This window comes from Gordonia pseudamarae, assembly GCF_025273675.1.
GTDB lineage: Bacteria > Actinomycetota > Actinomycetes > Mycobacteriales > Mycobacteriaceae > Gordonia > Gordonia pseudamarae.
On record NZ_CP045809.1, the window covers coordinates 1,300,239 to 1,325,661 of the forward strand.

The window sequence follows — 25,423 nt, forward strand, 5'->3', positions numbered from 1 at the left end:
GGGATAGGCTCTCGGAGGGCGATTCGATTCGGATTTCGTACGCCGGGCTGACCGAACCGGTGCGCCCGGTGCGCTAGAGTCTCGGTCGTGTTTCCCACCTCACAGCAGGTATCCGCCGCGGACCCCGCTGTATCCGATAACGTCCATCTCGATCGGAGACTTATGCGTACCGCTTCGCGGATCCTGGTCGCTCTCGCCGGAGTGCTCGCCGTTCTGATTCCCACCGGTCTGATGGCGTCGCCGACGCAGGCGGCTCCCGGCTATGCCGTGGGTCCGGGCACGCCGATCGTCGTCGACGGGTCCGCTGCGTGCACGCTGGCCGCCGCCGGCTACGATAAGGGCGGCCGGCTCGTCGGACTGACCGCCGGACACTGCGGCAACGTCGGCTCCAAGGTGTCGATCGAGAGCCGCCGCTCGGGTGTCATCGGCACCATCGCGGCCAAGAACAAGAAGGTCGACTACTCGGTCATCGTGTTCAACAAGGCGGCCGTGTATCCGGTGCGCACCGTCGGCCGGGCAACGGTGACCGATGTCGCGCAGCATCCGCGGGCGGGTACCCAGGTCTGCAAGTCGGGCCGGACCACCGGCTTCTCGTGCGGTCAGGTCATCGAGAACAGCGCCCGCAGCTACGAGACCCTCAGCTACGTGTGCGCGGCCCCCGGCGATTCGGGCGGACCGGTGATCGCCGGCGGCAAGCTCGTCGGCATCCTGACCGGCGGCGCCGGTGTGGCGATCCCGTTCACCAACGCCGGCGTCATCGTCGAATGCATCCACCCGTCGATCCCGATCTACTCGCCGATGATCGCCACCAAGGTGTCGGTCGTGCTCGACCAGCTCAACTATTACGGAGGCGTCGGCGCCGGATTCCGTCCGGTCTGATCTCCCCGGATCACATGCTGATGCGCCCCGGGCCGACGCGGCCAGTACGGAGAGAGCCGGCGTGCTGAATTGGTGGGGGGGACCGTACGGCAAGACGTGGCAGTCGACTCTCGGGCCGATCCGGACGTCCGCAGGTCAGGTGAGTGTGCGGCCGATCCGGCTCCGCGACGCCAAGACCTGGAGTGAGCTGCGTGTGCGCAACGAGCAGACGCTGGTCCCGTGGGAACCGACCGGGATGGGTACCTGGGAGCAGCGACATCACACCAGCCAGTGGGGGCCGCTGTACTCGGCGCTCAGGTCGGAGGCCAAACGGGGCACGATCCTGCCCTACGTCATCGAGCTCGACGGCCGGTACGTGGGGCAGTTGACGGTCGGCAACATCCAGCGCGGTGCCGTGCGCAGTGCCTGGATCGGCTACTGGATCGACTCGGAACACTTCGGCGGGGGTATCGCCACCGCCGCGGTGGCGCTGGGTGTCGATCACTGCTTCGGCCGGGTGGGGCTGCACCGGCTCGACGCGACGGTGCAGCCCGCCAATCAGGCGTCGCAGGCGGTGCTCGCCAAGGTCGGTTTCCGCAACGAGGGCCTGCTCAAGCGCTATATGGACGTCAACTCGCAATGGCGCGATCACCTGTTGTTCGCGCTCACCGTGGAGGACCTGCCGACCAGCGCGGTCGAGGCGCTGGTGCGTTCGGGTCGTGCGAGCTACTGAACATTTCCTGAGAACCTGGGCCAATCCGGATGGGCTCGGCGCGTCGGTACCCAGGCATGGGTGATCCGCCATAGATTGTTCATGGTGGCAATGTGGCCAGAGTGGCGGTTGCAGCATGAGTGAAGGAGGGACCTGATGCCGAACTCCGTCCTATGGATCTGCCTGGTCGCCGTCTGGCTGTTCGTCCTGGTGCCGATGGTGATCAACACGGGTCGGCCGCAGGTCCGCAAGGCCACGGCCGCGGCCGCCTCCACGCGCACGCTGCACCGTGGTGGTGCGCGCGCGTCGGCGGGTCGCAAGAAGGCCGGCGCCCACCCGTCCGATCCCACCCACAAGCCCGCCCGCGTGCCGTCGCCGACGGCGATCGCCTTGTTGGAGAAGAAGGAAGCCGAACTCAAGGCGGCCGGGCTCAAGGCGTCCGAACCTGCCGCGGACGCCACCGACGAGGCGTTCGAGGAGACCGTCGAGTCGGAGAATGCCGAGGTCATCGCCGAGGGTCCGGAGTCCACCGCGACCGACCTCGACGAGGCCGAGCCCGGGGAGACCGGCACCGACACAGCCGATATCGGGGTGTATTCGGCCACTGAGAAGGCCGAGGTCGCCGACGAACCGACGGTGACCACCGCGGGCGTCGCACTCGACGCGGAGACACCCGAGTCCGTCACTCCCGAATGTCTCCCGGATGAGGCCGGGGAATCCTCGCCCGACGTGGCGACAGACGATGGTGCGGATGATTACACTGAGGCGGACGATTACACGGAGTCGGATGAGGCATCCGAGGACGACACCGCCGACGGGTCACGCGACATCGGCCCGGAGGCCGAACTCGACGGCGATGACCTGAGCGATTCCGGACCGGACGATCTGGAAGAAGATCTGATTGAGGACGACCTGCTCGCCGAGGCGATGCCGGGTACTGCGCGGGTTGAGCAGGTCCCGGTGACCACTGCTGCGCCGCGCAGGCCGTCGCCGTCGCGGTCGAAGGAAAGCCTGGTCGACAAGCATTCCGACGCCCGGTACAAGGAGCGCCAGCGGGTGCTGCTCGGCTTCCTCGGCGTGCTCCTCGGTTCGATCGTGGCCGGTGTGGTTCTCGGACTGATCGGCTGGCTGGTGACGATGCTCGTCGCGGTCTCCCTGGTCGGCTACCTGGCATTCCTTCGTCGGTCCGTCGTCCGCGAACAGGAGGCCAGGGCACAGCGGATGGCCCGCGCGGCACGGCAGCGCAAGGACGAGGCCCGCCGCCGCGAGCTGGAGGAGCGGCAGTCCCGGATCCGTCCGGTGGTGCCCGCACCGCCGCGTCGGCGTCGGCCCGGTGGTGCGGTCGTCCTCGAGATCGATGACGAGGATCCGGTGTTCGAGCATCTGCCCAACGGTCCGCGACGCATGTACTTCGACAGCTCTCCCGACGAGCACTACGGCCGCGCCGTCGGCTGATCCTCCGCCGCCGTTCGAGCTTTCCCCTCCGCTGGTTGAGCGGCGAGAAGCGTAAGCGATGAGCCTCGAAACCCGGTGAGACGACAATGTCATCTCACCGGGTTTCGAGGCTCATCGTCTAGCGGCTCTTCGCACCTCAATCGGCGTAGGGGTGGGCTCTTCGTTCCTCAATCGGAGAGAGGGGTGGGCGTCGGCCGACACGGAGGCCTCAGTGGGCCGAAGGGGTACTCACCGAATCCGCCTGGGCCAGGACTGCCTGGGCGAGTTTGACGTGTGCGGCGTCGACGAGTTGACCGTCGACGCTGGTGGCTCCGAGTCCGCGGGCCTCGGCGTCGCGGTAGGCATCCAGGTTGCGCCGGGCCCGCGAGACCTCTTCGGGGGTAGGCGAGTACACGGCGTTGGCGAGGTCGATCTGCGAGGGGTGGATGGCCCATTTGCCGTTGTAGCCGAGTGATGCCGCGTAGCGGGCCTGCCTCTGGTAGCCGTCGGCGTCGGCGAAATCGGGGTAGGGGGCGTCGATGGCGAGAATCCCCGCGATCCGGGCGGCGGTCAGCACGGTCATCCGGGCGTAGTGCCAGAAGTCGCCCGGGTACGGGTCGCGCGGAACGAAGTTGGTGTCGACGCGGGCACCCTGTGACACGCTCAGATCGCCGGCGCCGAAGATCAGTGCGTCCAGGCGTGGGCTTGCGGTGGCGATCTCCTCGGCGTGCGCGACGCCGGCGACGTCTTCGATGAGTACTTCGAGCCGGATCTGCCGTGTGAGGTTGAGGTCGGTCTCCAGTTGACTGAGCAGGACGTCGACCCACCACACGTCGCGGGCGGCGGTGACTTTCGGGACGATGATGGTGTCGAGGTTGTGGCCTGCGCCGGTCACCACCTCGATGATGTCGCCGTAGGCCCAGTGCGTACTGATGTCGTTGACCCGTACGGCGCGGGCGGTCTCGCCCCAGTCGTAGTCGTTGAGTGCGTGAACGGCCTTGGCGCGGGACTCTTTTCGTAGCGCCGGAGCAACCGCGTCCTCGAGGTCGAGGAACACGAGGTCGGCCGCCGAGGTCGCGGCCTTGGCAAACATGCGTTCATTGGAGGCCGGCGTGGCCAGTTCGGATCGTCGGCGGATGGGCCGGGTGATGGTGGTCATGTGCGGTAGGCCTTTTCGTGTGGTGGCGGTCAGACGATGTTCCGGGTGTGCAGGTCGGCGATGGCGGCCTCGTCGAGGCCGAGGACCTCGGCCAGCACGTCGTCGGTGTGTGCGCCGAGGGCGGGGCCGAGGTTGTCCACGATGCCTTCGCTGCCGGAGAATCGGGGCACGGGTGCCTGCACGAGCATGCTGTCGAGGTCGGCGTCATCGATGCGGACGAACACTCCGCGTGCCTTCATCTGTTCGTCGTCGATAAGGTCGGTGATGTCGTAGACGGGGGCGGCGGCGATCTCGGCGTCCTCGAACACCTGCATCGCCTCGTCGAGGGTTCGCGCCGATACCCAGCCGGCGACGATGGAGTCGACTTCGGAGGCTCGGGCCAGCCGTTGCTGCGGGTCGGCGAAGTCGTTGTGTTCCACCAGATCGGCGCGCCCGATGGCCCGGAACACGCGCATCGCGATGGTCGGCGCACTGGCCGACAGGGCGAGCCATTTGTCGTCGGCGGTGCGATAGGTGTTGCGGGGGGCGGAGATGTCCCATTTGTTGCCGGCCCGTCGCGGTATGTCCCCGGTCTGGTCGTAGGTGAGCAGCGCCTGTTCGAGGAGCCGGGCGAGCGGGTCGATCAGGTTGATGTCGATGAGTTGTCCGTCGGCGCCGTGCACGTCACGGTGGTACAGCGCCATCATCACCGCATAGGCGGCATTGAGCGAGGCCACCCCGTCGGCCAGCATGAACGCGGGAAGCGTCGGCGGGCCGTCGGGTTCACCGGTGAGGTGGGCGAAGCCGCTCATCGCCTCGCCGAGGGTGCCGAAGCCTGGGCGCGGCGCCTTGGGGCCGTCGAGGCCAAACCCGGTGATATGCAGCATCACCAGCTTCGGATTGACCTGGGACAGTTGCTCATAGTCAAGACCCCATGTGCGCAGCGTGAGGGGCCGGGTGTTGGCCACCACCACATCGCATCGGGCGGCGAGCTCGCGTAGGAGTCGCTGGCCGTCGTCGGTGCGCAGGTCGATGGTGACCGATCGCTTGTTGCGTCCGACGCTCTTCCACATGAGGCCGACGCCGTTGCGTTGCACGCCCCAGCCGCGGATGGCGTCGCCGCCCTGCGGTTGCTCCACCTTGATCACGTCGGCGCCGAATTCACCGAGGTAGGTTGCGGCAAGGGGGGCGGCGGCCAGGGTCGCCATGTCGAGCACCCGGATTCCCGACAGCATGGTGCTGCGCGGCGGTGTGCCCGGGTGGGCGGTCGAAGCTGTCGATTCAGGCACCGACGGCCTCCGGCAGTGCGGCGGCAAGCGGTGCCGGGGTCGTGTCGGCCGCCGGTGCGGCGGTGTCGGCGAAGTGGTTGGCCGGGCGTGCCAGGCCGAGGTTTTCGCGCAGGGTGTTGCCGGTGTAGTCGGTGCGCATCAGGCCGCGGTGCTGGAGCACCGGCACCACCAGCCGGGTGAAGTCCTCGAATGCTCCGGGGAAATGTGTGGCGGCGATGACGAATCCGTCGCAGGACCGCGAGTTGAACCAGTCGGCCATCTGTTCGGCGATCTGTTCTCCGGTGCCCACGAAACGGGGGCCCTGCAGGAGTGTGGCACGGTGATTGGCCAGTACCCGCAGGGTCATCGGCTGATCGCCGAGGTGCCGTTTGACGCCCTGCACCAGGCCTCGGATACCGGAGATGGAGTCGACGAGTTCGTCGGTGATCTCGTCGTCGAGGCTGTGTCCGGAGAAGTCGTAGTTGGTGACCTCCGACAGCAGTGCCAGTGAGGCCTGCGGGTGGACGAGTTCGTTGAGGAAGATCGCTTCCTTCTGACGGGCGATGTCCTCGGTTTCGCCGGTGATGACGTAGACCATCGGCAGGATCCGCACGCTGTTCGGGTCGCGGCCCTCGGCGGCGATCGTCGCCTTCTGGTCGGCGTAGTGTTCCTGCGCGATGGCCTGGCTGGGGTTGCCGGTGAAGATGAGATCGGCCCATTTACCGGCGAATTGGCGTCCGCGGCCGGATTGCCCGGCCTGGATGATCACGGGGCGGCCCTGCGGGGTGCGAGGCACGGTGAGCGGTCCCTGAACGGAGAAGAATTCGCCCTTGTGGCCGAGTTCGTGCACCTTGTCGGGGTCGGCGAATACGCCTGTGGTGCGGTCGTCGATGATGGCGTCGTCCTCCCACGAGTCCCACAGTTTGCTCACCACGTCGATGAATTCGTCCGCGCGGTCGTAGCGGCGGTCGTGTTCGGTGTGGGCGTCGACGCTGAAATTGCGCGCCTCGGCGTCATTGACGGAGGTGACCACGTTCCAGGCGGCGCGGCCGCGGCTGAGGTGGTCGAGGGTGGCGAAGGTACGGGCGACGTGGAACGGCTCGTAGTAGGTGGTGGAGTAGGTGGCGCCGAGCCCGAGGTGGTCGGTGGCGGCGGCCATCGCGCCGAGGATGGCGGTGAGGTCGAGTTTGATGGGGCGGGCTCCTCGCCGGACGGCTTCGTCGGGTGAGTTGCCGTAGATCGACGGCATCGCGAGGCGGTCGTCGAAAAACATCAGGTCGAACTTGCCGTCCTCGAGGGTGCGGGCGATGCGCTGGTAGTAGCGCAGGTCCAGGTAGTCGGCCGCCGAGCTGGCGTAACGCCACGATCCGGAGAACACGGACACGTTGGATGCCTGCATGAATGCGACGAGGGTGAGTTGGTCGGTGCGCGATTCGGTCATTGGTATGCCTCTCGGGTTTAAAAGTATCACCGGATAACTGATATATTTATAGCCGCGAGCGTGGCCCGTCAAGGGCGGGTCCCTGATCGGTGACGCCGATCGGTGATACTGGGCAGGTCGGAGCAGGAGAGGTGTGGCCGGTGAGTGACACAGTGCAGGGCCCGTGGGTGGTCGGTGAGGTCGATGCCGACCGGACGGATCGGCGTACCGGCCGCGAGCGGGTCGGCGACGTTCTGCGTGAACGGATCTTGGCGGGCGAGTTGGCGCCGGGCGACCGTATCGATCTGGACAAGTACGCCGCCGAGTTCGGTACCAGCCGTACCCCGGTGCGGGAGGCGTGCCTGGCGCTCGCGCAGGACGGGCTGGTGAAGGTGGTGCAGCGCAGCGGTGTCACGGTCATCGGCGTGTCACCGGAGTCGACCATCGAGAACTTTCAGCTGATGGCGGCCCTGTCCGGGGTTGCCGCGCAGTGGGCCGCCGGCAAGATTTCGGAACGGGACCTGTTGCGTGTCAAGGAACTTCAGCGAGAGATTCGGATCGCATCGCAATCCGGTGAAGACATCACCACCCTCAATTGGCTCTTTCACGCCGCCATCAACCGGGCCTGCGGTTCGCCGCGCCTGATCGGCATGCTCTCCGATGCCGGCCGGATGATCCCGCGCCGCTTCTTCGCGCTCTTCCCGGAACGGGTGCCCTGCTCGCTCGATGACCACGAAGATCTCGTCCGAGCCCTCTCGGTCCGGGACGGGGCCACCGCGCGACGTATCGCCGAGGGTCATTTCGATATCGCGGCAAAGCTTTTGGCCGAACATCTCGGACGCCGCTGACGGTCCGGGCAGGGGCTTCGGGCCTGCGTGCGACTCAGTCCTGCCCGGAGGGCCGGTCCAGCCTGCTGTGCTCGCCGAGTCCGTGCCAGGTGCGGGCGTGGTAGACCAGTGGTGCCGCGGACTTCCCTTCGGCCGTACCCGCTTCCAGCGCCCAGACGGCGATGATGGTGGCGTCGCCCGCGTCCATCGACGCGACGGGCATTCCGCGGATCCAGGCCCGGGTCCCGTGATATCGGGGCTCACCGGTGGGCAGTCGCGACCACGACGAGTTGTCGGCGAACCTGTCCACGCCGTGCGTCGCGGCCAGCTTGGCGATCTCGACGTCGTCGGCATCGAGTAGGTGCACGACGACGGTCCGCGCCGCGCGGATCGTCGGTGCGCTCGAGGATCGCCCGGATACCGAGAACATGAGGATCGGGGGAGAGACGTCGACGGACGACACCGACGTGACGGTCATCGCGACCGGTCCGCCGCCGGCGTCGGCGGTTACCACCGCAACACCGCCCGGGTGTTCGCGGAACAGGTCGGCGAACACCTCGGGGGTGACGTTCGAGGGGGTCACGGGTTGCGTTGGCACCATGGAGACATATTAATTCCCATCTGATATATCAGCAAGGCTACTGCGGCGGAGCCCACACATCGGTGCGCGCCATCCCGGCGGCCCGGCCCTTGGCCGAGATCACCAGCGCCATCTTGCGGGAGGCCTCGTCGATCATCTCGTCGCCGAGCATCGCCGCGCCGCGCGCACCGCCTGCGGCCGAGGTGTGCCAGTCGTAGGCGTCGAGGATGTTCTCGGCGTGGTCGTAGTCGGTCTGGCGCGGGGAGAAGATGTCGTTGACGATGTCGATCTGCGTGGGGTGCAGTGCCCATTTGCCGTCGAAACCGAGTGCCGCGGACCGCCCGGCGACGCGCCGCAGGCCGTCGAGATCCTTGATCGCCAGGTAGGGGCCGTCGATCACCTGCAGGTCGTTGGCGCGGGCGGCCATCAGCAGCGACATCAGGATGTGATGGTAGGCGTCGCCGGTGTCGTAGCCGTCGGGCTGTTCGCCCACCACCAGGGACTTCATCTGGATGGATGCCATGAAGTCGGCGGGCCCGAAGATCAGTGTCTCGTTGCGGGGGCTGGCCGCGGCGATCTCGTTGACCGCCAGCAGACCCTTCGCGTTTTCGATCTGGATCTCGAAACCGATGCGGCCAACCTCCAGACCCTCGGCCTTCTCGACCTGGGTGACCAGCAGGTCCAGGGCCTGGACCTGCGCCACGGACTGCACCTTGGGCAGCATCAGGCAGTCGAGGTTGGCGCCGGCGCCGCTGACCACATCGACCACGTCGCGGTAGGTCCACTCGGTGGTCCAGTCGTTGATGCGGACGACGCGGGTGGTGTCGCCGAACCCGCCCTCGTTGAGCGCCTTGACGATGTTGACGCGGCCGTCGGCCTTGGCGGCGGGGGCGCAGGCGTCCTCCAGATCGAGGAACAGTGCGTCCGGGTTGAGCGAGCGTGCCTTGTCGATGAACTTCTGGCTCGATCCGGGTACGGCCAGGGTTGAGCGACGCGGACGGTAGACGGCATTCGCCATGCGAAAACTCCTCACGTTGAAATATCAATCCAAGTCTGACATATCAAGAGTCGCCCGTCGTGAACCTCATCCCGATTATCGGATATCGCCGCACCCGGCGAGTGGCGTGAGATCGGCCGTGTCCGACGGGATGGCCGGGTAGCGACATGACATCCGATGCATGTCGAAATGATAACGACTACACCTCAATATTCACATCTATCACATAAGTGCGCTAGTTTCACAGGGATTCGTCGGTTTGGCAGACGCTTCCGTGGAGACCGCTAGTCGAGGAGAACTCATGAAATTGCGTGCGCGTCGTGCTCTTGCCGCGGCCATGATGTCATCTGCGCTGGTCACCGGGGCCGTAGTGGCGGCTCCGACGGCATCGGCCGCTCCCAAGGCCCCCGCTCAGACCGATCAGTCCGCGGCCATCCGGCTCGCGCTGGAGGACGTGGCCGATCGGACCCTGGTCAGGCATCAGTACGACACCACCGCCGCCGACAGCATCGCGGCGGCCAACGAGCTGCTCAAGGGCCTGGGCATCACGCCGTTCACACCCACCGTGGGCGCCTGCACCGACTTCAGCATCTCCACCGCGCTCGGCGGCGCCGTGCCGGGGCCGTACACGCCGGGCCTCGGTGACCTCACCATCAAACTGCCCTGGCCGCTGAACAAGACTGTTGACGCCAACGCGATCAAGAAGGGCGAGGTCATGTTCGGTTTCGTTCCGGTCGGGCAGTTCTCCGACAGGTCCGACAGGTCCGGGATGAGGGTGGCCTGGCTCAACGTGAACACCCTCCAGAGCGGGCTCGGCGCGCCGATGGACGGGTTGGCCGAGACGATCGTCAACGCCGTCGCCCAGCGCATCGAGGAGGCCGGGATCCCGGGTGCCAAGGGCATCGCCGAAACCGCCCTCACTCCGCTGGTGAAGCTGCTGCCCACCAACGGCGCGCGGGGTGGTCTCGTCGAGACGGGCCAGGGTACGGTGCTCGCAGCCATCTACGGCACCATCAAGAACGGTGACGCCACCTGCTATTACTTCCCCTCGCTGGGTATCGCGACAGCAAAGTAGTGCTGTGATTCAGCCCGCCGTGGCCCGCCGTCACGCAGTGTCCGGCGGGCTACAGTGGGGCCATGTCGGGCGTTGAATATCCGAGGGTGACGCTGGTTCCGGGTGATGGGGTTGTCATCCGGACACCGGCTTTCTTCTGTGTTGTGGCCGCAGGGACACCCGAGCCGGTTCTCGCCGCGATCGCGGGCATCGAGTCAGACGTCGAAACACCCGACGGGGTCACCCGTCGAGGTCGGCATCTGGTCCGGGCGATCGCCCAGCTGGTGGCCACCGCCGACGACGACATCGACATGGCCTTCGCCGCCACCGACCGGGTCGGCATCGCCGCCTTCCTGAACGGACGGGTGTTCGCCGAGGTCGACGGGCGCCGGATCGAACCGGGTCCGGGTACGCCGTTCGACCGGGCGCTGCCGTGGTCGCACGAGGGATTCGGGCTGTATCTGGCCGGAATCACGCCCGCCGAGCCCGGGCGGGAAAGGTTCGATCTGGTGCGCGGCGTCGTCCCGGCGGCGGGTGCGCTGTTGCATGTTCCCGTCGGGCTGCGCAGTACCCAGATCGTTCCCGACACGGGACAGCGGGGCCGGCTGCGCGCGCAACCGGCGCGGTCCGGTCCGGTCGAACAGTTGAAGCCGGTCACCGGCTCGGTGACCGGAGAGTTGCCCGTCACCGCGCCATTGGCCCACGAACGCCCACCGGCGTCCGCCGAAGCGCCCGCGTCCTCGTCCGGGCCCGAGGTGCCGCCCGGGCCGGAGGTGGCGCCGGAGACGGCGGCACCGGCCGCGACCGAACCGTGGGCGGCCGGAAGCCCGCGGGAACCGGGCGACGGCGAACCGGCGACCGACGACCTCGCACCGGCGCGGGCCGATCCCGGACCGTCGATTCCGGCGCCGCAGGACCCGCCCGCCCCCGACGTCGAGGCGCCGGTACCCGCTGGACACCGGCCGGGCGCGCCCACGCCGCCGGTCTCCAATTCCGTGATGAAATCTTCTGTTGTGTCCCCTTCTGGGGCAACCGATCACCCGGGACCCACTCCGCCCGGCCCGGGCTCGGGTCGTGCGGCGCCGACCCAGTTCGACGGGCCGTACGTGCCGGTGGGGGCGGCGGGGACCGGCTATGCCCCGGACGGGTTCGACGCCGTCACCGATGTGGCCCACTCACGTCCGATGGCCTACGGAATCCGCTGTCCGCAGGGGCATCTCAACCATCCCGATGCCCGCTGGTGTGCCGAGTGCAGGCAGCCGCTGGCGCTGGGGCCCGGGGTGCTGGTGAAAGGGGAGCGGCCGGCGCTGGGCAGGCTGATCCTCGACCAGGGTACCGAGGTGATCCTCGATGAGACACTGATCTTGGGCAGGCTCACCGGTTCGGGTCAACCGGCCCCGCAATCGACTCCCAAACTTGTTCAGGTACGCGATGATTCGGGGTTATTGTCGCGAAAGCACGTGGAGTTCCGGCTGGTCGAATGGACGGTGCAGATCCTGGATCTGCATTCGGCCAACGGTACCTACGTCTCGAGTCCGAGCACGGTGGAGATCCGGCTGGCACCAGGACGTCCGCATGTCCTGGTGCCCGGCGCGCGGATTCGGGTGGGTGGCCGGACGGTGATGTTCGAGTCCGCCTATGTGATCGCAGGTTAGGTGTTCGCCGGGTAGCCCGATAAACATGGGTGAGGGTACCCTTACCTCATGGCTGATCTCGACGGCGTCTCCGCGACCACCCTCTGGACGCTCCGCAACCGTGCGCTGGAGGCACGCCGGCCGGACTCGACGTTCACCGATCCGCTCGCGGTGCGGATGTACGAGGCCATCGACACCGATTTCGAGCGGTTCGGCACACCCAGTCAGTCGCATCCGCTGCGCGCGCTCGCCGTCGATAAGGAGATCAACGACTTTCTCGACACGCACCCGGACGGGACCGTCGTCGCGCTCGCCGAGGGTTTGCAGACCACGTACTGGCGGCTCGGCCGTCCGGTGAAACGCTGGGTCGGCGTCGATCTGCCCGAGGTGATCACGTTGCGGGAGAAGCTGTTACCGGCCGAGGACGCCATCGAGCATATCGCCGGCTCGGCGCTGGACACCTCGTGGGCCGACGGCATCGACACAGATTCCGGGGTAATCATCACGGCAGAAGGTCTGCTGATGTACCTCGAACCGGACGAGGCGCGCACACTGATCGGTTTCCTGGCCGCCCGCTTTCCCGGTGCCACCCTCGTCTTCGACTCGATTCCGCACTGGTTTTCACGAAAAACACTGTCCGGCTTGACTCTTGCCAACGGCTATCAAACCCCGCCGATGCCGTACGCGTTGACCTACGGTGAAGCGGAGAAGCTCGTGGAGATCGATGGTGTGGCCGAGGTGGGCGACATCGCGCTGCCGCCCGGTCGCGGGGTCTGGAAGTCCTCGATCCTGCGCCGGATCGGTGATCTGCCCCTTGTCCGTGATGTGCGCCCGCACCTGTTGCGTCTGCGATTCGCCGACTGATCTCGGCGGCCGACGCTAGTCGGTGGGTCCGGCGGGCGGCCAGTACCGGCTGTCGGGGGTGTTGCGGGCGCCGAAGATCGCCTGCCCCACCCGGACACAGGTGGCGCCCTCCTCGATGGCCAGTTCGTAGTCACCGGACATGCCCATCGACAGTTCGCCCGGCCCGATGAGTTCGGGGGAACTCTCGCGTGCCCGATCCCGCAGCGTGCGCAGTGTGCCGAAGCATGTGCGCACCCGGCCGGTATCGGCGGTGAACAGCGCCAGCGTCATCAGGCCCTGCACCTTGAGGGTCTCGAACCGCGGCAACTCGTGGAGAAAGCCGTCCAGCTCGGCCGGTGGCAGCCCGAACTTCGACTCCTCGGCGGACGTGTTGACCTGCACAAACACCTCGAGGGTTCGTCCCAATTCGGTCAGCTTGCGATCGAGTGCGTCGGCGACCCGCAGATTGTCCAGCGCCTGGAACTCGGTCGCGAACAAGGCCACGTCCTTGGCCTTGTTGGTTTGCAGGTGCCCGATGACCGCCCACTCGACGCCCAGATCGGCCAGGTTCGCGGATTTGCGTTTGGCTTCCTGGACCTTGTTCTCGCCCAGCCGGTGACAGCCGGCGGCGATCGCCTGCCGCAGCCGTTCCTCGGGCACCGTCTTGCTCACCGGCAGCAGCCGCACGTTCTGCGCGGACCGCCCGGCACGGGCGGCGGCCGCCTCGATGTTGGCCTGCACGGCCGCGAGATTCGCTGCGAACTCGGCGGTGGTATTCGCGTACGGGTGCGGTGCGGGGACGGAATCGGCCATGGGCCAACGTTAGCGCCCGTCCTGATCCTGCCGGAACCGGTCACCTCTGCGCCGTCCGCGTGGACCGGCCGGTTCCGTCGAACATGCGGCCCGACGATCTCGTCGAACGAGGCCGGCCAGGCCCGCCCCGTGCCGGCGGCCGGGCGGGTTCCGGTCTGCCCGTAGTAGCGCGTCAGCGCGGTCGCCGCGTCCCGGTCGCCTACGACCACGCTGTTCAGTAGATACCGGTGGCCCTGCCCGGTCGTCATCACCGGGATCGAGACCGTCACACCCTGCAGGTACGTGCGTGGCCGAACGTGGACATTCGTGAGGGTAACGACCGCAGTCATGGCGCGCTTTCGAGCCCGTCGTGACAAAGGGACTGCGGCAGCAGTCCGCACGTTGAACTTCGCCCGCATCGATGCGCCCACGGCCGGGTGGCCCCTCACGTGGGCCGGTGCCAGACCCTGATGGGGACTGCCTGGCAATGAAACAGTCGATCTACCATCAAAATATGGACAATCGAGCTGAGACCCGCGAGTTCCTCATGACCCGCCGGGCGAAGCTGAGCCCGGAGGACACCGGTCTGCCGGACTTCGGCGGCATCCGCCGGGTCCCGGGGCTGCGCCGCGAGGAGGTCGCGCTGCTGGCCGGGGTCAGCGTCGAGTACTACACGCGCCTGGAGCGCGGCGGGCTCGCCGGGGTCTCCGACGGCGTCCTCGACGCCCTCGTCCGGGCACTGCAGCTCGACGACGCCGAGCGCGAGCACCTGTTCGACCTCAGCCGGGCCGCCGGACCCGCGCCGAAGACCGCGCGGAAGAAGCGCGGCCAGGTCTCGGCGAGCCTGCAGCGGCTGCTGGACGGCATGACCGGGGTGCCGGCGTTCATCCGCAACGGCCGCCTCGACGTGCTGGCGATCAACGCGCTGGGCCAAATGCTCTACTCGGAGGCGTTCGTGCACTCCGCGCGACCGGTGAACCTGGCCCGGTTCTGCTTCCTCGACGAGGGTGCGCACCGGCTCTACCCGGACTGGCAGAAGGCCGCCGACATCGCCGTCGCGCTGCTGCACACCGAGGCCGGCCGAGACCCCTCCGATGACGGGCTGACCGAACTGGTGGGCGAGCTGAACACGAGGTCGGAGGACTTCCGCACGCTCTGGGCCAAGCACGACGTGCGACTGCACCAGAACGGCTACAAGGACTTCCGCCACCCCCTCGTCGGCGACCTGCACCTGAGCATTGACGCCCTGGAGATGCCCGCCCAGCACGGGCTGACGCTCACCGCCTACAGCGCCGATCCGAACACGCCGTCGGAGGCACGGATGCGGCGGCTGGCCGAGCAGGTCCACGGCACCGACGGCGCTCGGATAGCCGCGAGGGCGTCCACTGCGGAGTAGTCCCTCCTGTTCGCTACCCGGGCAGATCGGTGGCGGTGATCGCAGCTGAGAGCCGCCAGAGCTCCTCGGCGCCGGGGCGGTCGACGGCGTACGGTTCGACTCCGCCGGGTCCAGGTGGTCATTGAGTGGCTCCTTTCATGTTTCATGTATGGGGTGTCGTATCGAATGCCGCGTTGCGAGGCAGAGGCGGGATCCCTCTGAAGGGGCCGCTCGTAGGGATGAGCGGCCGGTGCGGCGGAATCGTTGGCACCCACCTCGGCGAATAGCTCGGCGATGGCGAGGCCGATCCCCTTGCTCGCCCCCGTGACGATCGCTGTCTTGTCTTCCAGTAGTGCGCGCATCTGCGTGCCTCTCCTCCGTTGAGAAGTGTTCGCGTCTTTGTTGGTGTCACTTGCCGCTGTAGACGGGGAAGGCGCCGGCCTCGCCGTAGTCCTGGTCGTGCAGGTTCTGCAGCGCAGCCATGTCGTCGTCGGAGATGGTGAAGTCGACCTGGGCGTTAGAGCGCATGTGGTCGGGATTCGCCGTCTTCGGCAGAGACACGGTGCCCAGCTGGATGGTGTAGCGGATGCACAGCTGTGGCACGGTGACGGCGTACTTCTCGGCCATCGCGTTGACGTCGGCGTTGTCGAGGATCTCGCCGTGGGCGATGGGTGAGTAGGCCTCGACGCGGATGCCCTTGGACTCGCAGTAGTCCAGCAGCTCGGTCGGGGTGTTGCCGGCGTGGACGAGCAACTGGTTGACGTGCGGCGTAACGGTCGCGGTCTCCAGCAGGCTGTCGAGATCGGACTGCAGGAAGTTCGACACGCCGATCGCGCGGACCTTGCCCGCCTGGTGCGCCTCTTCGAGGGCCTTCCAGGCCTGTCGGTTCCCATCTGCGTAGTCCCCGCCGCGGAAGTCCGCCCAGGGCTGCGGAGCATGGATGAGGAACAGGTCGACGTAGTCCAGGTCCATCGTGGCCAACGACTCGTCGATCGCGGCGACCGCACTGTCGTAGTCCTTGATCTCCGCGGCGAGCTTCGTGGAGACGAAGAGGGCCTCACGGGCGACGCCGGAGGTGCGCACGCCTTCGCCGACACCTCGCTCGTTGCCGTAGGCCTGGGCGGTGTCGATGTTGCGGTAGCCGATCTCGACCGCTGCGCGGACGGCGTCGGCGGCTTGGTCGTCGTCGATGAACCAGGTGCCCAGCCCCAGCTTGGGGATCTCGACGCCGCCGGTCAGGGTGTAGGTCTCGTTCAGAATGCTCATGATTGTCAGTTCACTTTCCGTTGTTGGGCAGCTGGCCGTAGACCTCGTCGGTGACCGGCTCGAGCCATTCGTTCCTCACGCCCTCGCCGGGCGTGATGAAGGCCAGGTGGGAGAACCACGCGTCGGCCTTCGCTCCGTGCCAGTGCTTGGTTCCGGCCGGCACGCGGATCGCGGTGCCCGGGACCATGCTGACCGGGTCCTCGCCTTCGGCCTGGTACCAACCGGAGCCTGCGGTGCACAGAAGGATCTGATCGCCGCCGCCGTTTTCACCGTGGTGGATGTGCCAATTGTTGCGGCATCCCGGCTCGAACGACACATTCGACACCGGCACGCTGCCATCGGTCAGCGGGGCGAGGTAGCTCTGTCCGATGAAGTACTGCGCGAACGCGTCGTTGGGCTCCCCGGTCGGGAAGATCTGGTCGAATCCGTTCTCACTCATTCCATTCTCCTTCTGTTCGATCGCGCCTGGATGGTCACCAGGCGTAGGACTGCGGGGCGACGCCGGGACCGGGCCGGATCCGGTCCAACTCAGTCAGCGTCTCGGCGTCCAGCACGATCTCGTCACGCCTGCCGGTGTGCTGGAGCCATTCGCCGATGATCTCCTCGGAGGTGCCGAAGCCCTGGATCATGTCCGGTGTCTGCGGACCGCCGTAGACATCGGCGGTGTCGATGTGGTTGATGCTGAGGTCGAAGGCTCGGTCCAGGACCTCGAAGGCCTCGTCCTTGCCGGCGGCGTCGCCGAAGTTCATGGCGCCCAGCGCGATCCTCGAGACCTGTAGGCCGGACCGGCTCAGATGCGCGTACTCCATGGCTCTGCTCGTTCTCTCCTCGCGTCTGTTCATCGCCTGTGCGTCTGTTCATCGCTTGTGATTCCACGCTAGGCCGGTACCCGGGCCGGTGGCAGACCCTGCTGGTACCACCCCTGGCCCAGGCTCCCCGGCGGCGGTCGGGATCAGTCGTCGATGGCGACGACGACTTTCCCGGTCACCAGGCCCGAGCGTAGGCGGTCCGCGATCTCGTCGGGGCGGCTCAGCGGCAGGCCGCTGTCGATGACCGGGCGGATCTGTCCCCGCTCGACGGCGGGGATCACCTCGGGCAGGAGGCCGGCGATGATGCCTGCGGTCTCCCAGTCACGGGTGAAGCCGAAGGAGACGCCATGGACGTTCAGGTGCCGGTAGGACAGGGCATCGATATCAATCGTCGACGCCGCCCCGGCGAGCCGGCCGATGTTGACGACGTGCCCGTCGTGAGCGGTGGCGAGCAGGGTCTCGGCGAAGACCTGCCCGGCGACGTGGTCGAGGACGACGTCGACGCCTTCGCCGCCGGTGGCGGCCAGGACCGCCTCAGCCAGGTCCTGCTCGTTTGTCACGATGACCTCGTCCACTCCGACCGAGGCCAGCAGCTCCCGCTTGCCCGGGCTGCGAGTCGTGCCGATCACCTGAGAAGCACCGAGGGCTTTCGCGACCTGGACGCCGATGAGGCCGATGCCGGTCGACGCCCCGGTGATCAGCACGCTCCGGCCGGCCTCGAACCCGGCGACCGTGAGCGCCCCGTGCTCGGTCAGCAGCCCCGTCGGCAGGGCCGCCGCGATCTCGGGCACGAGCGAAGCGGGTCGGGGCATGACGAACCGGTGGTCGGCGACGACGTATTCGGCGAAGGAGGCCGGGATCGACCCCATGACCGGGTTCCCGGCCCTCCAGTCGCCGGCGTCGTCGCCGACGGCGGCGATCTCGCCGGCGTACTCGAACCCGGCGACGAACTCCTCCCCGTGCCCGCCCGCGGTGGGGTCGGCCTCGGCGAGCATGGGCAGGTCGGCGTTGTTGACCGCCGCCGCACGGTTTCGGATGAGGACCTGCCCGGGACCGGGCTCGGGGACCGGGACCTCGTCGAGGACCCAGTCGGGTCCCCGTCCGGCGATCAGCGCGCGCATGGTGTCGGTCATCGACGTCATTCCTTCCTACAGGCGGGCGACGGCGTCGACCGCGTCGGTGATCAAGGCGGTGCCCTCGGTCAATTCCAGGACCTGCCGGGACACCTCGGTCCGGTGGACGAGTTCGGCCAGGACGGCGGCGACGTCGGCCCGGGACACGTCGCCGTAGGCGATCGCCGGGCCCAGCGCGACGCGCCCGGTCCGTGACCTGTTCGTGAGGGTGCCGGGGCGGACAATGACCCAGTCGAGGCCGGTGGCCACGAGGGCGACGTCGGCGGCCTTCTTGATGCCCATGTACTCCTCGAACGCGGCCGGCATGCCCTTGCCGCGCCAGGCGTCGGGGAACGCCGAGATCAGCAGGAAACGGTCGACACCGGCGGCCTCGGCCGCTCGGGCCGCGACAGCGACCCCGTCACCGTCCACGAGCCGGGCAACGTCAATCGGCGCGCTACTGGCCCCGGCGGCGTAGACGACCGCGTCCGCGCCTGGCAGAATCTGCACGAAGCCGTCCAGCGATCCGGAGCGGACCTCGTCGGCAACGTCGAGCAGCACAGGCTCCGCCCCGAGGGTGCGAAGCTGCCCGGCCTGCTCGGGACGGCGGTGAACGGCGGTGACGTCGTCGCCGCGGGCGATCAGCTCGCCGACGAGGCGGGTGCCGACCCCGCCGGCGGCTCCGATCACGACGATGCGCGACATGATGCTTCCCTTCCTTCGGGTACGGGTCTCGCGGATGCCGGGCGGGTCATCGGGATTCGAGTGTCTCGGTGACGACGGGCATAGCGGTGAACACCTTGGGCCAGCCGGTGAAGTAGGCCAGGTGCTCCATGAGCGGGTCGATTTCCTCAGCGGTCAACCCGTTGTCCATGGCCCGGCCCAGGTGGTACGGGATCTGGTCGGCCTGGCCGGTCGTCACCAGGGCGACGATTGTGACGAGGCTGCGGTCGCGCGGCTCGAGTCCGGGCCGCAGCCACAGGTCGTCGAAGACAGTCTCGTCGGTGGCGTCGACGAGGCGCTGCGAGGTGTCGCCGTGCTGGTCCTGCACGGCGGTCTCCCGGGCGGACTCGGCGGCGGGCTCTTGGTCGAGCAGCTCGGGGTCGGTCTCGGGCAGCTCGGAGGCGTCGATGCCGCGCTCCTCGTACACGGCGGCGACCGGGTCGACCGCGGCCATGGCGTTGGGCCAGCCGGCGTAGAAGCCGAGGTGGGTGATGGTCTCGGACACCTCGGCGGGAGTCGCGCCGTCGTCGAGGGCCTTGTCGACGTAGAACCCGAGGTCGTCGGTGTTCCCGCCGGCTACGTGCACGGCGATGGTGACCAGTCCGCGGTCGCGGGCAGAGAGGCTCTCGTCGTTCCACAAGGCTTGCACCTGCTCGGCGTCGTACTGCTCCAGTGCCGGAGCGACGGATCCGATGTGGTCGGTGCGGGAAGTCGGGCCGGCGTCCTCCGCGGGCTGGCCGGTGCATCCGGCCAGCAGAGCAGCACCGGCGGCCAGGGCGGCAGCCGAGAGCGCGAGGCGTCCGGGGCGGTGGGGGTGTCGGTGCGTCATCGATTCTCCTCCTGGTCATGCCTGGTCGAGGTACTGCTCGTCGGTCACGTGTTCCATCCATTCGGCGTTGTTCCCGTCGATGGTGTCCTGGACGGCGATGTGGGTCATCGCCTCGCCGTCGGTGGCCCCGTGCCAGTGCTTGATGCCGGGTGCGAACCACACGACGTCGCCCTCGGAAACAGTGATGCGGTCCTCGCCCTCCGCCTGGATCCAGCCGGTGCCGTCGGTGACGATCAGACGCTGGCCGGCGGGGTGGGCGTGCCAGGCGGTGCGCGCCCCGGGCTGGAACGTGACCTGGCCGGCACCGCCGGTCGAGGCGTCGTTCGGGTCATACAGGGGCTGGATCTCCACGTCCCCGGTGAAGGTCTCCGGGTCGCCGGCGGTGGCCTCGCGCTCCTCAATGGAGGACACGACGATGCCAGGCCCATCGGCCGCGGGTGAAGCGGTGGTCTTGGTCGTCTCCGGCGCGGCGTCGGACTCGTCCTGGGGCGAGCAGCCGGTGAGCAGCAGCGCGCCGGCCAGGGTCGCGGCTGCCAGGCCGGCGAGGGTCCTGCGGATGGTTGTCGTCATGATGGCTCCCAATCAGGGGTTGTATGCAGTGGTCCATCCAGGTCACCAGAAGCCCGGCGCTCGTGGCAGACCCTGCTGTGCGGGGGTACTGGCAGGGACTGGCACACGTCCCGGGATCGGCCTTGACTCGAGGCCATGAGTACCCAGCGGACCAGCAGTCGCACCGACGGGGCACGGCCCGTGAAGCTGCGCTCCGGACTCCGGGCCGCCCTCGATGCGGTCACCGACGCCCCTGCGGCCGTGCTCACCGACCGGCTGGACGTCGTCGCGGTCAACGGGCTCGGCCGCGCCCTCCTGACACCCGCCCTGGTAGACACCCGGCCGAACCTGGCCCGGTTCCTGTTCCTGGACGAGGACTCCTCGACCGCGTTCTACCCCGACTGGGACCAGGTCGCCGACGAACACGTGCACCGGTTACGGACCGCCGCAGCGCGCGACCCGCACGACCGGGCGCTGCATCGGCTCATCGGGCAGTTGTCGACGAACAGCGGACCGTTCCGGTCCCGTTGGTCGGCCAAGAGACACCGTGGCTGCCGCCCGCCCCGGGTGGTCATCGATCACCCCGTCGTCGGACGACTGGAACTGACCCGCGAGGACCTCACCCCAACGGTGGACCGGGCGCTGACGCTGCGGATCGCCACCGCCGAGCCGACCACGACCTCGGCCGAACGGCTGGCAATCCTGGCCAGCTGGGCCCTGGAATCCCCCGACCGAGACTGAAAACACACAACGCCAGGACTCAGGAACGGCAAGCACCGACGAGCCTATCCCTGGCAGTACCCCCTCACGACCGGGCCTGGCACCCACACCACGTCACGGGTTGCATGGAAGAAGCACGAAGAACCGGCCACGAGAGATGGAGCGATCATGAGCGACGAGCAGCAGAGCACCGGCTGGACCGGCGGAAAGAACGCCTTCGGCGACTTCGCCCCCGGCATGGTCCACTACACCGACAAGGTCCTCTTCGACGAGGTCTGGGAGCGCGAAGGCCTGTCCAAGCGCGACCGCAGCCTCGTGACGATCTCCGCGCTCACCGCGCTGGGGAAGATGGACCAGCTGCAGTTCCACCTCGCCTACGCCCGGCAGAACGGCGTTACCGACGACGAGCTCAAGGAAGCCCTGCTCCAGCTCGCGTTCTACGCCGGCTGGCCCAATGGTATGGGCGCGACCACCGTGCTGAAGAACATCATCGAGAACGACGACTGACCAGACCTACCCCGAGCACCCCGGCGAGCCCGATCCGGACCTGGTGCCGTCCCTGCCGGCCGCCTCCGACGTGCTCGGCACCGGATGGTTCGGGGCGTCCGCCGCCGAGGCGGGCCTCGGCAAGACCGTCGTCGTGGTCGGCGACGGCGCGGTCGGGCTCCCGGCCGTGCTCGCGGCCGGCCAGCTCGGCGCGGACCGCGTGATCGCCGTGTCCCGCCACGCCGACCGGCAGGCGCCGGCGCGCGAGTTCGGCGCGACCGACATCGTCGAAGAGCGCGGTGACGCCGGCATCGCGAGGATCAAGCAGCTCACCGGCGGCCCCGCCCCCGTCCGCGCATTCCTGCCAGACCTCGTCGAGCGGATCTGGGACCTCCGGATCGACCCGGGGCGCGTGTTCGACCTCGACCTGCCCCTGGACGAGGCCGCCGAGGCCTACCGGGCCATGGACGAGCGGCGCGCCACCAAGGCGCTCCTGCGCCCCTGAGACGCGACCGCGTCACCACCGACGAGACGACCACGACCGACGAGAAAGACCACGAGATGAGCGAGCCGACCACCAGCGCACCCGACGCCCCCGGGCGGCCCCTGCCGCGCAGGCGGCTCGGGTTCGCCGCCGCCGCGGCGTCGCTGGTGGTCGTCTTCGCGGCCTCCGGCGCGCCGATCCCGCTCTACGAGCGCTACCGCTCCGCCGACGGCCTGACCACCGGCGACCTGTCGATCGCCGCTGTGACCTACTTCGTCGCCGTCATGCTCGCCCTCGTCGTCCTCGGACGGCTCTCCGATCACATCGGGCGCAGGGCCGTCGCGCTCGGGGCCGTCGTCCTCGCCGCCGCCGGATCCCTGGCGCTGCTCGACGTCACCGGCCTCGGCGTGCTCATGGCCGGCCGCGCCCTGCAGGGGCTGGCCTGCGGGCTGGGCTCTTCGGCGATCGCCGCGTACATCGTCGACCTCGCCCCCGAGAAGCCGAGATGGCTCAGCGCGACCGTCGTCGCGGGCTCCCCGCTGATCGGCCTGACGATCGGCGCCGTCGGTGCCGGGGCGCTGGCCGAGTACGGGCCCGCGCCCGAGCAGACCCCCTACATCGCCGTGACCGTCCTGCTCGCCGTGTGCGCCGCGCTCCTGCTGCTCAGTCCCGACCCGACGGCCCGCCGCGAAGGCGGGCTGCGATCGCTGCGGCCTCACGTGCACCTGCCCCACACGATCCGGCCGCTACTGCCCGCGGCGATCGCCGTATTCGTCGGCACCTGGGCGCTCGGCGGCTTCTACCAAGCCTTCAGCCCCACCATCTCCGCGCAGAGCCTGGGCACCACCAACACCCTCGTGGCCGGGATCGTGTTCGCCTCCTTCATGGCCCCCTACGCCCTCGGCGGCCCGCTCGCCGGACGCCTCAGCCCGGCGGCCGCGCAACGACTGGGCATCGTCGTCTTCGCGCTGGCCGTGGTCGGCGTCGTCATCGGGCTGCGCACCGGGACCATCGCCGTCGTGATCCTGTGCGGCATCGTCGCCGGAGCGGCCCAAGGGGCGGCGTTCACCGGCTCCATGCGCGCACTGCTGTCCCGCACCAGCGCCGCAGACAGGGCCGGGCTCATGTCCACCGTCTACCTCTTCTCCTACGGTGGAGCCGCCCTGCCCAGCCTCATCTCCGGACGGCTCACCGCCGCCGGGATGACTTTGCAGACGATCTCGCTCGGCTACGCAGGACTGGCCGTCCTCGCCGCCATCGTCGTCCTCCTCGCCTCAGACCGGGGCTAAACACAGGCCGCGACCCCCAGCACGAACTCACCTGACCGCCCACGACCACGACCACGACCACGACCACGACCACGACAAGAGGATTGAATCCATGGACATCCGCATCACTACCACCGGCGGCACGGCCTTGAGCGCGACGCTCGACGACATCGCGGCCATGCTGCCCCTGACGCTGGCGCTGTCCGACTTCCACTCCACCGAGAAGATCGCCGACCTTCCCGGACGGCTGAGCACCGACGGCTCGCCCGCCGCCGCCGCAGCCAGCGCCGGAGACATCGCCTACTACGCCCCTTGGGGCAACCTCGCCATCTTCTATCGCGACTTCCCCCGCTCGGCCGGACTCATGATCCTCGGCCGCATCGACGGCCCCCTCGACGCCCTCACGCGAGGCGACGGGGCACCGACGGTGACCATCGAGGCCGCGGAGCCAACCCGATGAGGCTCGAGCTCACCGGACGCCCGCGGCCCAACCGGATCCGATCGTCCGCGATCGCCGCGGCCTCGGCCGTGCTCGTGCTGGCGGTCGCCGGCTGCAGCGGACCCGCGGACGACCAGGACGCCACCAACGGGGCGTCGAGCCCGGCCGCGACCGGCGCCGGCCCGGCCCCGAGCTCGTCGCAGGACCGCGAGAGCGAACAGGGCGTCGTCGGCACAGTGGTCCGCTTCACCGCCGGCGACGCCTCCGTCGACGTCACCATTGAAGAGGACACCCCGGCCACCCGCGACTTCCTCTCCCTGCTGCCGATGACCCTCGAGCTCGAGGACTTCGACGTCAGCGAGAAGATCGCCTACCTCCCCCGCGAGCTCGACTGGGACGGCACCCCCGGATCCGACCCCGAGGACGGCGACCTCATCTATTACACGCCCTGGGGCAACATCGGCTTCTTCTACGACGCCACCAACATGGGCCACTCCGACCAGGTCCTCCACCTCGGCAGCTACGACGCAACCGAGTCCGAGCTGGCCGAGTTCGAAGGAAAGCAGACCACCGTCGAGACCGTGGACTGAGCCACGGACCTCCCCGACATCGAAGAGAAGCACCATGACCGACCTCACCTATGACTTCATCGGCAAGACCACATTCGTCACCGGCGGCAGCGCCAGCATCGGCGAGGCCACCGCGAAGGGGCAGAGCGCCCTCACGATCACCTGCGACGACGGTGACGAGGTTCGACAACGCCGGGATCATGTGTTGCGCTCTGTTGACTCTGCCGACGAGACGAGGAGGCGCGCCGCTGCTACCGGCATACCGCTCCCGTCTCGGGAAACCGGAAGAGATCACGCCTCACGGACGAAGAAGTGGACGCTATGCGAACAGACCGAGCGGACGGCGTTCGGATAGCTCCACCGCGATACGCCGAGCTACAGGTTGCTCAGCACTTTCGTCAGCACTTGTGAAGCAGCAGCGACAGATTGTCCCGCGTCCGATCCAGACGCGGGACGCTACCAGCGCTTAGAAGAGTCCGTTGGTGTGAGGAATTTCTGCGGGGATCGGGACCACGACGTCCCAGTGCTCGACGATCTTGCCGTTTTCGACGCGCCAGAGGTCGCTGTAGACGACGGGGACACCGAACTCGCCTTCGGCGCGGGTGAACACGAAGTTACCTTCGGCGACGACCTGGTGGACCTGCTTGTAGACGAGGTTCTTGCCGCCCTCTGCCCAACGGCCGACCGCAGCGCCGAACCCGTCGAGGCCGTCGCCTGCTTCCGGGTTGTGCTGGATGTAGGTCTCGGTCGAGATGTAGTCGGTGAGCACGCTGTAGTCCTGGCCGATGAGAACCTTCTCGGCGAACTCGGCGACGAGCTTCTTGTTCGCGTCGGTCTGATCAAGCTCGCGCACCTCGGTGGTGCCGTCGGTCTGGCTGTGGCCGCTCACCGTCTCGGTGACCTGCGGCGTGAGGGCGTCCCAGTGCTCGACAATGCGGCCGTTATCGGCGCGGAATACATCGAAGCTGACCAGAGGGTCCGGGCCAAAACCGGTGTAGACACCATGGAGGACGACGAGGCTGTCGTCGGCGACTACCCGCGAAAGAGCGTAGCTGAAACCTTCGGGGAGGTTGTTCGCGAGACCGTTCAGACCCTCGATGCCGTCCGCAGCGATCGCGGAGTGCTGCACATACGTGGGGCCGAACGCTTCTGCGACGACCGTGGTGTCCTGCTCTACGAACAGGCGGGTGGTGGCTGCGACAACGGCTTCTTTGACGGATGACATGGTGTGACCTTT

28 protein-coding genes and 1 pseudogene are annotated in these 25,423 nt (G+C 68.1%); 15 read left to right on the plus strand and 14 right to left on the minus strand.

Annotated elements, in window-relative coordinates; translation table 11 throughout:
• The first annotated feature begins 162 nt into the window (after positions 1-162).
• The 3 genes from GII31_RS05705 (at position 163) to sepX (ending at position 3,025) form a co-directional block, all read left to right on the plus strand.
• Complete coding sequence (locus GII31_RS05705) at positions 163-879, plus strand: S1 family peptidase (RefSeq protein ID WP_213247582.1); 717 nt, start codon at positions 163-165, stop codon at positions 877-879.
• 61 nt (positions 880-940) lie between these two features.
• Positions 941-1,591 carry a GNAT family N-acetyltransferase gene (locus GII31_RS05710; RefSeq protein ID WP_213247584.1) on the plus strand — a complete coding sequence of 217 codons (651 nt, stop codon included), beginning with the start codon at positions 941-943 and terminating at the stop codon, positions 1,589-1,591.
• A gap of 135 nt (positions 1,592-1,726) precedes the next feature.
• Complete coding sequence (sepX, locus tag GII31_RS05715; RefSeq protein WP_213247586.1) at positions 1,727-3,025, plus strand: divisome protein SepX/GlpR; 1,299 nt, start codon at positions 1,727-1,729, stop codon at positions 3,023-3,025.
• Between the two features lie 208 nt (positions 3,026-3,233).
• Here the strand turns inward: sepX and GII31_RS05720 are convergent, their stop codons facing one another.
• Genes GII31_RS05720 through GII31_RS05730 form a run of 3 tightly spaced genes read right to left on the minus strand, consistent with a single transcriptional unit; the run spans position 3,234 to position 6,851 of the window.
• Positions 3,234-4,163 (minus strand): HpcH/HpaI aldolase/citrate lyase family protein, encoded by a 930-nt coding sequence (locus GII31_RS05720; RefSeq protein WP_213247588.1) that lies wholly within the window; start codon positions 4,161-4,163, stop codon positions 3,234-3,236.
• A 29-nt stretch (positions 4,164-4,192) separates the two neighbouring features.
• Complete coding sequence (locus tag GII31_RS05725) at positions 4,193-5,377, minus strand: CaiB/BaiF CoA transferase family protein (RefSeq protein WP_213249918.1); 1,185 nt, start codon at positions 5,375-5,377, stop codon at positions 4,193-4,195.
• Positions 5,378-5,423: 46 nt separating this feature from the next.
• Positions 5,424-6,851: an LLM class flavin-dependent oxidoreductase gene (locus tag GII31_RS05730; RefSeq protein ID WP_213247590.1), complete on the minus strand. Its 1,428-nt coding sequence runs from the start codon at positions 6,849-6,851 to the stop codon at positions 5,424-5,426.
• A 140-nt stretch (positions 6,852-6,991) separates the two neighbouring features.
• Between GII31_RS05730 and GII31_RS05735 the strand changes: the two genes are divergently transcribed.
• Positions 6,992-7,678 carry a GntR family transcriptional regulator gene (locus tag GII31_RS05735; protein WP_213247592.1) on the plus strand — a complete coding sequence of 229 codons (687 nt, stop codon included), beginning with the start codon at positions 6,992-6,994 and terminating at the stop codon, positions 7,676-7,678.
• 34 nt (positions 7,679-7,712) lie between these two features.
• On the opposite strand, the gene GII31_RS05740 is transcribed toward GII31_RS05735, so the two are convergent.
• Positions 7,713-8,258, minus strand: coding sequence for a flavin reductase family protein (locus tag GII31_RS05740; protein ID WP_213247595.1), 546 nt, complete (start codon positions 8,256-8,258; stop codon positions 7,713-7,715).
• Positions 8,259-8,295: 37 nt separating this feature from the next.
• On the minus strand, positions 8,296-9,255 hold the full coding sequence (locus GII31_RS05745) for an HpcH/HpaI aldolase/citrate lyase family protein (protein WP_213247597.1): 960 nt from the start codon (positions 9,253-9,255) through the stop codon (positions 8,296-8,298).
• 280 nt (positions 9,256-9,535) lie between these two features.
• On the opposite strand from GII31_RS05745, the gene GII31_RS05750 reads away from it, so the two are divergent.
• The 3 genes from GII31_RS05750 to GII31_RS05760 all read left to right on the plus strand — a co-directional run bounded on the left by GII31_RS05750 (position 9,536) and on the right by GII31_RS05760 (position 12,786).
• The gene (locus GII31_RS05750; RefSeq protein WP_213247599.1) at positions 9,536-10,309 is read left to right on the plus strand and encodes a hypothetical protein; all 774 of its coding nucleotides are present in this window, start codon (positions 9,536-9,538) and stop codon (positions 10,307-10,309) included.
• Positions 10,310-10,452: 143 nt separating this feature from the next.
• Positions 10,453-11,943 carry an FHA domain-containing protein gene (locus GII31_RS05755; protein ID WP_260840328.1) on the plus strand — a complete coding sequence of 497 codons (1,491 nt, stop codon included), beginning with the start codon at positions 10,453-10,455 and terminating at the stop codon, positions 11,941-11,943.
• A 48-nt stretch (positions 11,944-11,991) separates the two neighbouring features.
• A complete protein-coding gene (locus tag GII31_RS05760) occupies positions 11,992-12,786 on the plus strand; it encodes a class I SAM-dependent methyltransferase (protein ID WP_213247603.1) in 795 nt (264 codons plus the stop codon).
• A gap of 15 nt (positions 12,787-12,801) precedes the next feature.
• On the opposite strand, the gene GII31_RS05765 is transcribed toward GII31_RS05760, so the two are convergent.
• Positions 12,802-13,578, minus strand: a complete 777-nt coding sequence (locus GII31_RS05765) for a YggS family pyridoxal phosphate-dependent enzyme (RefSeq protein ID WP_213247605.1) — start codon at positions 13,576-13,578, stop codon at positions 12,802-12,804.
• A 493-nt stretch (positions 13,579-14,071) separates the two neighbouring features.
• Between GII31_RS05765 and GII31_RS05770 the strand changes: the two genes are divergently transcribed.
• On the plus strand, positions 14,072-14,953 hold the full coding sequence (locus GII31_RS05770; RefSeq protein WP_213247607.1) for a helix-turn-helix transcriptional regulator: 882 nt from the start codon (positions 14,072-14,074) through the stop codon (positions 14,951-14,953).
• 387 nt (positions 14,954-15,340) lie between these two features.
• Here GII31_RS05770 and GII31_RS05775 read toward each other — a convergent pair whose 3' ends face one another.
• From GII31_RS05775 to GII31_RS05805, 7 genes are all read right to left on the minus strand, one after another.
• Positions 15,341-16,198 carry an aldo/keto reductase gene (locus GII31_RS05775; protein WP_213247609.1) on the minus strand — a complete coding sequence of 286 codons (858 nt, stop codon included), beginning with the start codon at positions 16,196-16,198 and terminating at the stop codon, positions 15,341-15,343.
• A gap of 10 nt (positions 16,199-16,208) precedes the next feature.
• Entirely contained in the window at positions 16,209-16,637 is a 429-nt protein-coding gene (locus GII31_RS05780; RefSeq protein ID WP_213247610.1) for a cupin domain-containing protein, read from the minus strand.
• A gap of 34 nt (positions 16,638-16,671) precedes the next feature.
• Positions 16,672-17,007 carry an aldo/keto reductase gene (locus GII31_RS05785; protein WP_213247612.1) on the minus strand — a complete coding sequence of 112 codons (336 nt, stop codon included), beginning with the start codon at positions 17,005-17,007 and terminating at the stop codon, positions 16,672-16,674.
• A 143-nt stretch (positions 17,008-17,150) separates the two neighbouring features.
• Complete coding sequence (locus GII31_RS05790; RefSeq protein WP_260840329.1) at positions 17,151-18,140, minus strand: quinone oxidoreductase family protein; 990 nt, start codon at positions 18,138-18,140, stop codon at positions 17,151-17,153.
• Positions 18,141-18,155: 15 nt separating this feature from the next.
• Positions 18,156-18,824 (minus strand): NAD(P)H-binding protein, encoded by a 669-nt coding sequence (locus tag GII31_RS05795; protein ID WP_213247616.1) that lies wholly within the window; start codon positions 18,822-18,824, stop codon positions 18,156-18,158.
• 46 nt (positions 18,825-18,870) lie between these two features.
• The gene (locus GII31_RS05800) at positions 18,871-19,671 is read right to left on the minus strand and encodes a carboxymuconolactone decarboxylase family protein (RefSeq protein WP_213247618.1); all 801 of its coding nucleotides are present in this window, start codon (positions 19,669-19,671) and stop codon (positions 18,871-18,873) included.
• Between the two features lie 15 nt (positions 19,672-19,686).
• Positions 19,687-20,241 carry a (R)-mandelonitrile lyase gene (locus GII31_RS05805; RefSeq protein ID WP_213247620.1) on the minus strand — a complete coding sequence of 185 codons (555 nt, stop codon included), beginning with the start codon at positions 20,239-20,241 and terminating at the stop codon, positions 19,687-19,689.
• Between the two features lie 135 nt (positions 20,242-20,376).
• Between GII31_RS05805 and GII31_RS05810 the strand changes: the two genes are divergently transcribed.
• The 7 genes and pseudogenes from GII31_RS05810 to GII31_RS05840 all read left to right on the plus strand — a co-directional run bounded on the left by GII31_RS05810 (position 20,377) and on the right by GII31_RS05840 (position 24,541).
• Positions 20,377-20,961 carry an MmyB family transcriptional regulator gene (locus tag GII31_RS05810; protein WP_213247622.1) on the plus strand — a complete coding sequence of 195 codons (585 nt, stop codon included), beginning with the start codon at positions 20,377-20,379 and terminating at the stop codon, positions 20,959-20,961.
• 147 nt (positions 20,962-21,108) lie between these two features.
• Positions 21,109-21,447: a carboxymuconolactone decarboxylase family protein gene (locus tag GII31_RS05815; protein ID WP_213247624.1), complete on the plus strand. Its 339-nt coding sequence runs from the start codon at positions 21,109-21,111 to the stop codon at positions 21,445-21,447.
• Positions 21,446-21,931 (plus strand): annotated as a pseudogene (locus GII31_RS05820) (zinc-binding dehydrogenase); the annotation flags it as partial. The gene GII31_RS05815 and the pseudogene GII31_RS05820, both read left to right, overlap by 2 nt.
• 56 nt (positions 21,932-21,987) lie before the next feature.
• Positions 21,988-23,199 (plus strand): MFS transporter, encoded by a 1,212-nt coding sequence (locus tag GII31_RS05825; protein ID WP_213247626.1) that lies wholly within the window; start codon positions 21,988-21,990, stop codon positions 23,197-23,199.
• Positions 23,200-23,290: 91 nt separating this feature from the next.
• A complete protein-coding gene (locus tag GII31_RS05830) occupies positions 23,291-23,638 on the plus strand; it encodes a cyclophilin-like fold protein (protein WP_213247628.1) in 348 nt (115 codons plus the stop codon).
• Positions 23,635-24,207, plus strand: a complete 573-nt coding sequence (locus GII31_RS05835) for a cyclophilin-like fold protein (protein ID WP_213247630.1) — start codon at positions 23,635-23,637, stop codon at positions 24,205-24,207. The genes GII31_RS05830 and GII31_RS05835 overlap by 4 nt, the downstream gene beginning before the upstream one ends.
• Positions 24,208-24,241: 34 nt before the next feature.
• Positions 24,242-24,541 (plus strand): SDR family oxidoreductase, encoded by a 300-nt coding sequence (locus tag GII31_RS05840; RefSeq protein WP_213247632.1) that lies wholly within the window; start codon positions 24,242-24,244, stop codon positions 24,539-24,541.
• A 111-nt stretch (positions 24,542-24,652) separates the two neighbouring features.
• On the opposite strand, the gene GII31_RS05845 is transcribed toward GII31_RS05840, so the two are convergent.
• A complete protein-coding gene (locus GII31_RS05845; protein WP_213247639.1) occupies positions 24,653-25,411 on the minus strand; it encodes a nuclear transport factor 2 family protein in 759 nt (252 codons plus the stop codon).
• Between the last annotated feature and the right edge of the window lie 12 nt (positions 25,412-25,423).

Bases quoted from the DNA above. Each gene is read 5' to 3' on its own strand.
- GII31_RS05740 (WP_213247595.1), bottom strand. From the start codon at position 8,258: ATGGTGCCAACGCAACCCGTGACCCCCTCGAACGTCACCCCCGAGGTG.
- GII31_RS05805 (WP_213247620.1), bottom strand. From the start codon at position 20,241: ATGACGACAACCATCCGCAGGACCCTCGCCGGCCTGGCAGCCGCGACC.
- GII31_RS05750 (WP_213247599.1), top strand. From the start codon at position 9,536: ATGAAATTGCGTGCGCGTCGTGCTCTTGCCGCGGCCATGATGTCATCT.
- GII31_RS05815 (WP_213247624.1), top strand. From the start codon at position 21,109: ATGAGCGACGAGCAGCAGAGCACCGGCTGGACCGGCGGAAAGAACGCC.
- GII31_RS05830 (WP_213247628.1), top strand. From the start codon at position 23,291: ATGGACATCCGCATCACTACCACCGGCGGCACGGCCTTGAGCGCGACG.
- GII31_RS05810 (WP_213247622.1), top strand. From the start codon at position 20,377: ATGAGTACCCAGCGGACCAGCAGTCGCACCGACGGGGCACGGCCCGTG.
- GII31_RS05795 (WP_213247616.1), bottom strand. From the start codon at position 18,824: ATGTCGCGCATCGTCGTGATCGGAGCCGCCGGCGGGGTCGGCACCCGC.
- GII31_RS05725 (WP_213249918.1), bottom strand. From the start codon at position 5,377: ATGCTGTCGGGAATCCGGGTGCTCGACATGGCGACCCTGGCCGCCGCC.
- GII31_RS05775 (WP_213247609.1), bottom strand. From the start codon at position 16,198: ATGAGCATTCTGAACGAGACCTACACCCTGACCGGCGGCGTCGAGATC.
- GII31_RS05835 (WP_213247630.1), top strand. From the start codon at position 23,635: ATGAGGCTCGAGCTCACCGGACGCCCGCGGCCCAACCGGATCCGATCG.
- GII31_RS05840 (WP_213247632.1), top strand. From the start codon at position 24,242: ATGACCGACCTCACCTATGACTTCATCGGCAAGACCACATTCGTCACC.
- GII31_RS05705 (WP_213247582.1), top strand. From the start codon at position 163: ATGCGTACCGCTTCGCGGATCCTGGTCGCTCTCGCCGGAGTGCTCGCC.
- GII31_RS05800 (WP_213247618.1), bottom strand. From the start codon at position 19,671: ATGACGCACCGACACCCCCACCGCCCCGGACGCCTCGCGCTCTCGGCT.
- GII31_RS05760 (WP_213247603.1), top strand. From the start codon at position 11,992: ATGGCTGATCTCGACGGCGTCTCCGCGACCACCCTCTGGACGCTCCGC.
- GII31_RS05720 (WP_213247588.1), bottom strand. From the start codon at position 4,163: ATGACCACCATCACCCGGCCCATCCGCCGACGATCCGAACTGGCCACG.
- GII31_RS05845 (WP_213247639.1), bottom strand. From the start codon at position 25,411: ATGTCATCCGTCAAAGAAGCCGTTGTCGCAGCCACCACCCGCCTGTTC.
- GII31_RS05730 (WP_213247590.1), bottom strand. From the start codon at position 6,851: ATGACCGAATCGCGCACCGACCAACTCACCCTCGTCGCATTCATGCAG.
- GII31_RS05785 (WP_213247612.1), bottom strand. From the start codon at position 17,007: ATGGAGTACGCGCATCTGAGCCGGTCCGGCCTACAGGTCTCGAGGATC.
- GII31_RS05745 (WP_213247597.1), bottom strand. From the start codon at position 9,255: ATGGCGAATGCCGTCTACCGTCCGCGTCGCTCAACCCTGGCCGTACCC.
- sepX (WP_213247586.1), top strand. From the start codon at position 1,727: ATGCCGAACTCCGTCCTATGGATCTGCCTGGTCGCCGTCTGGCTGTTC.
- GII31_RS05780 (WP_213247610.1), bottom strand. From the start codon at position 16,637: ATGAGTGAGAACGGATTCGACCAGATCTTCCCGACCGGGGAGCCCAAC.
- GII31_RS05790 (WP_260840329.1), bottom strand. From the start codon at position 18,140: ATGACCGACACCATGCGCGCGCTGATCGCCGGACGGGGACCCGACTGG.
- GII31_RS05770 (WP_213247607.1), top strand. From the start codon at position 14,072: ATGGACAATCGAGCTGAGACCCGCGAGTTCCTCATGACCCGCCGGGCG.
- GII31_RS05765 (WP_213247605.1), bottom strand. From the start codon at position 13,578: ATGGCCGATTCCGTCCCCGCACCGCACCCGTACGCGAATACCACCGCC.
- GII31_RS05825 (WP_213247626.1), top strand. From the start codon at position 21,988: ATGAGCGAGCCGACCACCAGCGCACCCGACGCCCCCGGGCGGCCCCTG.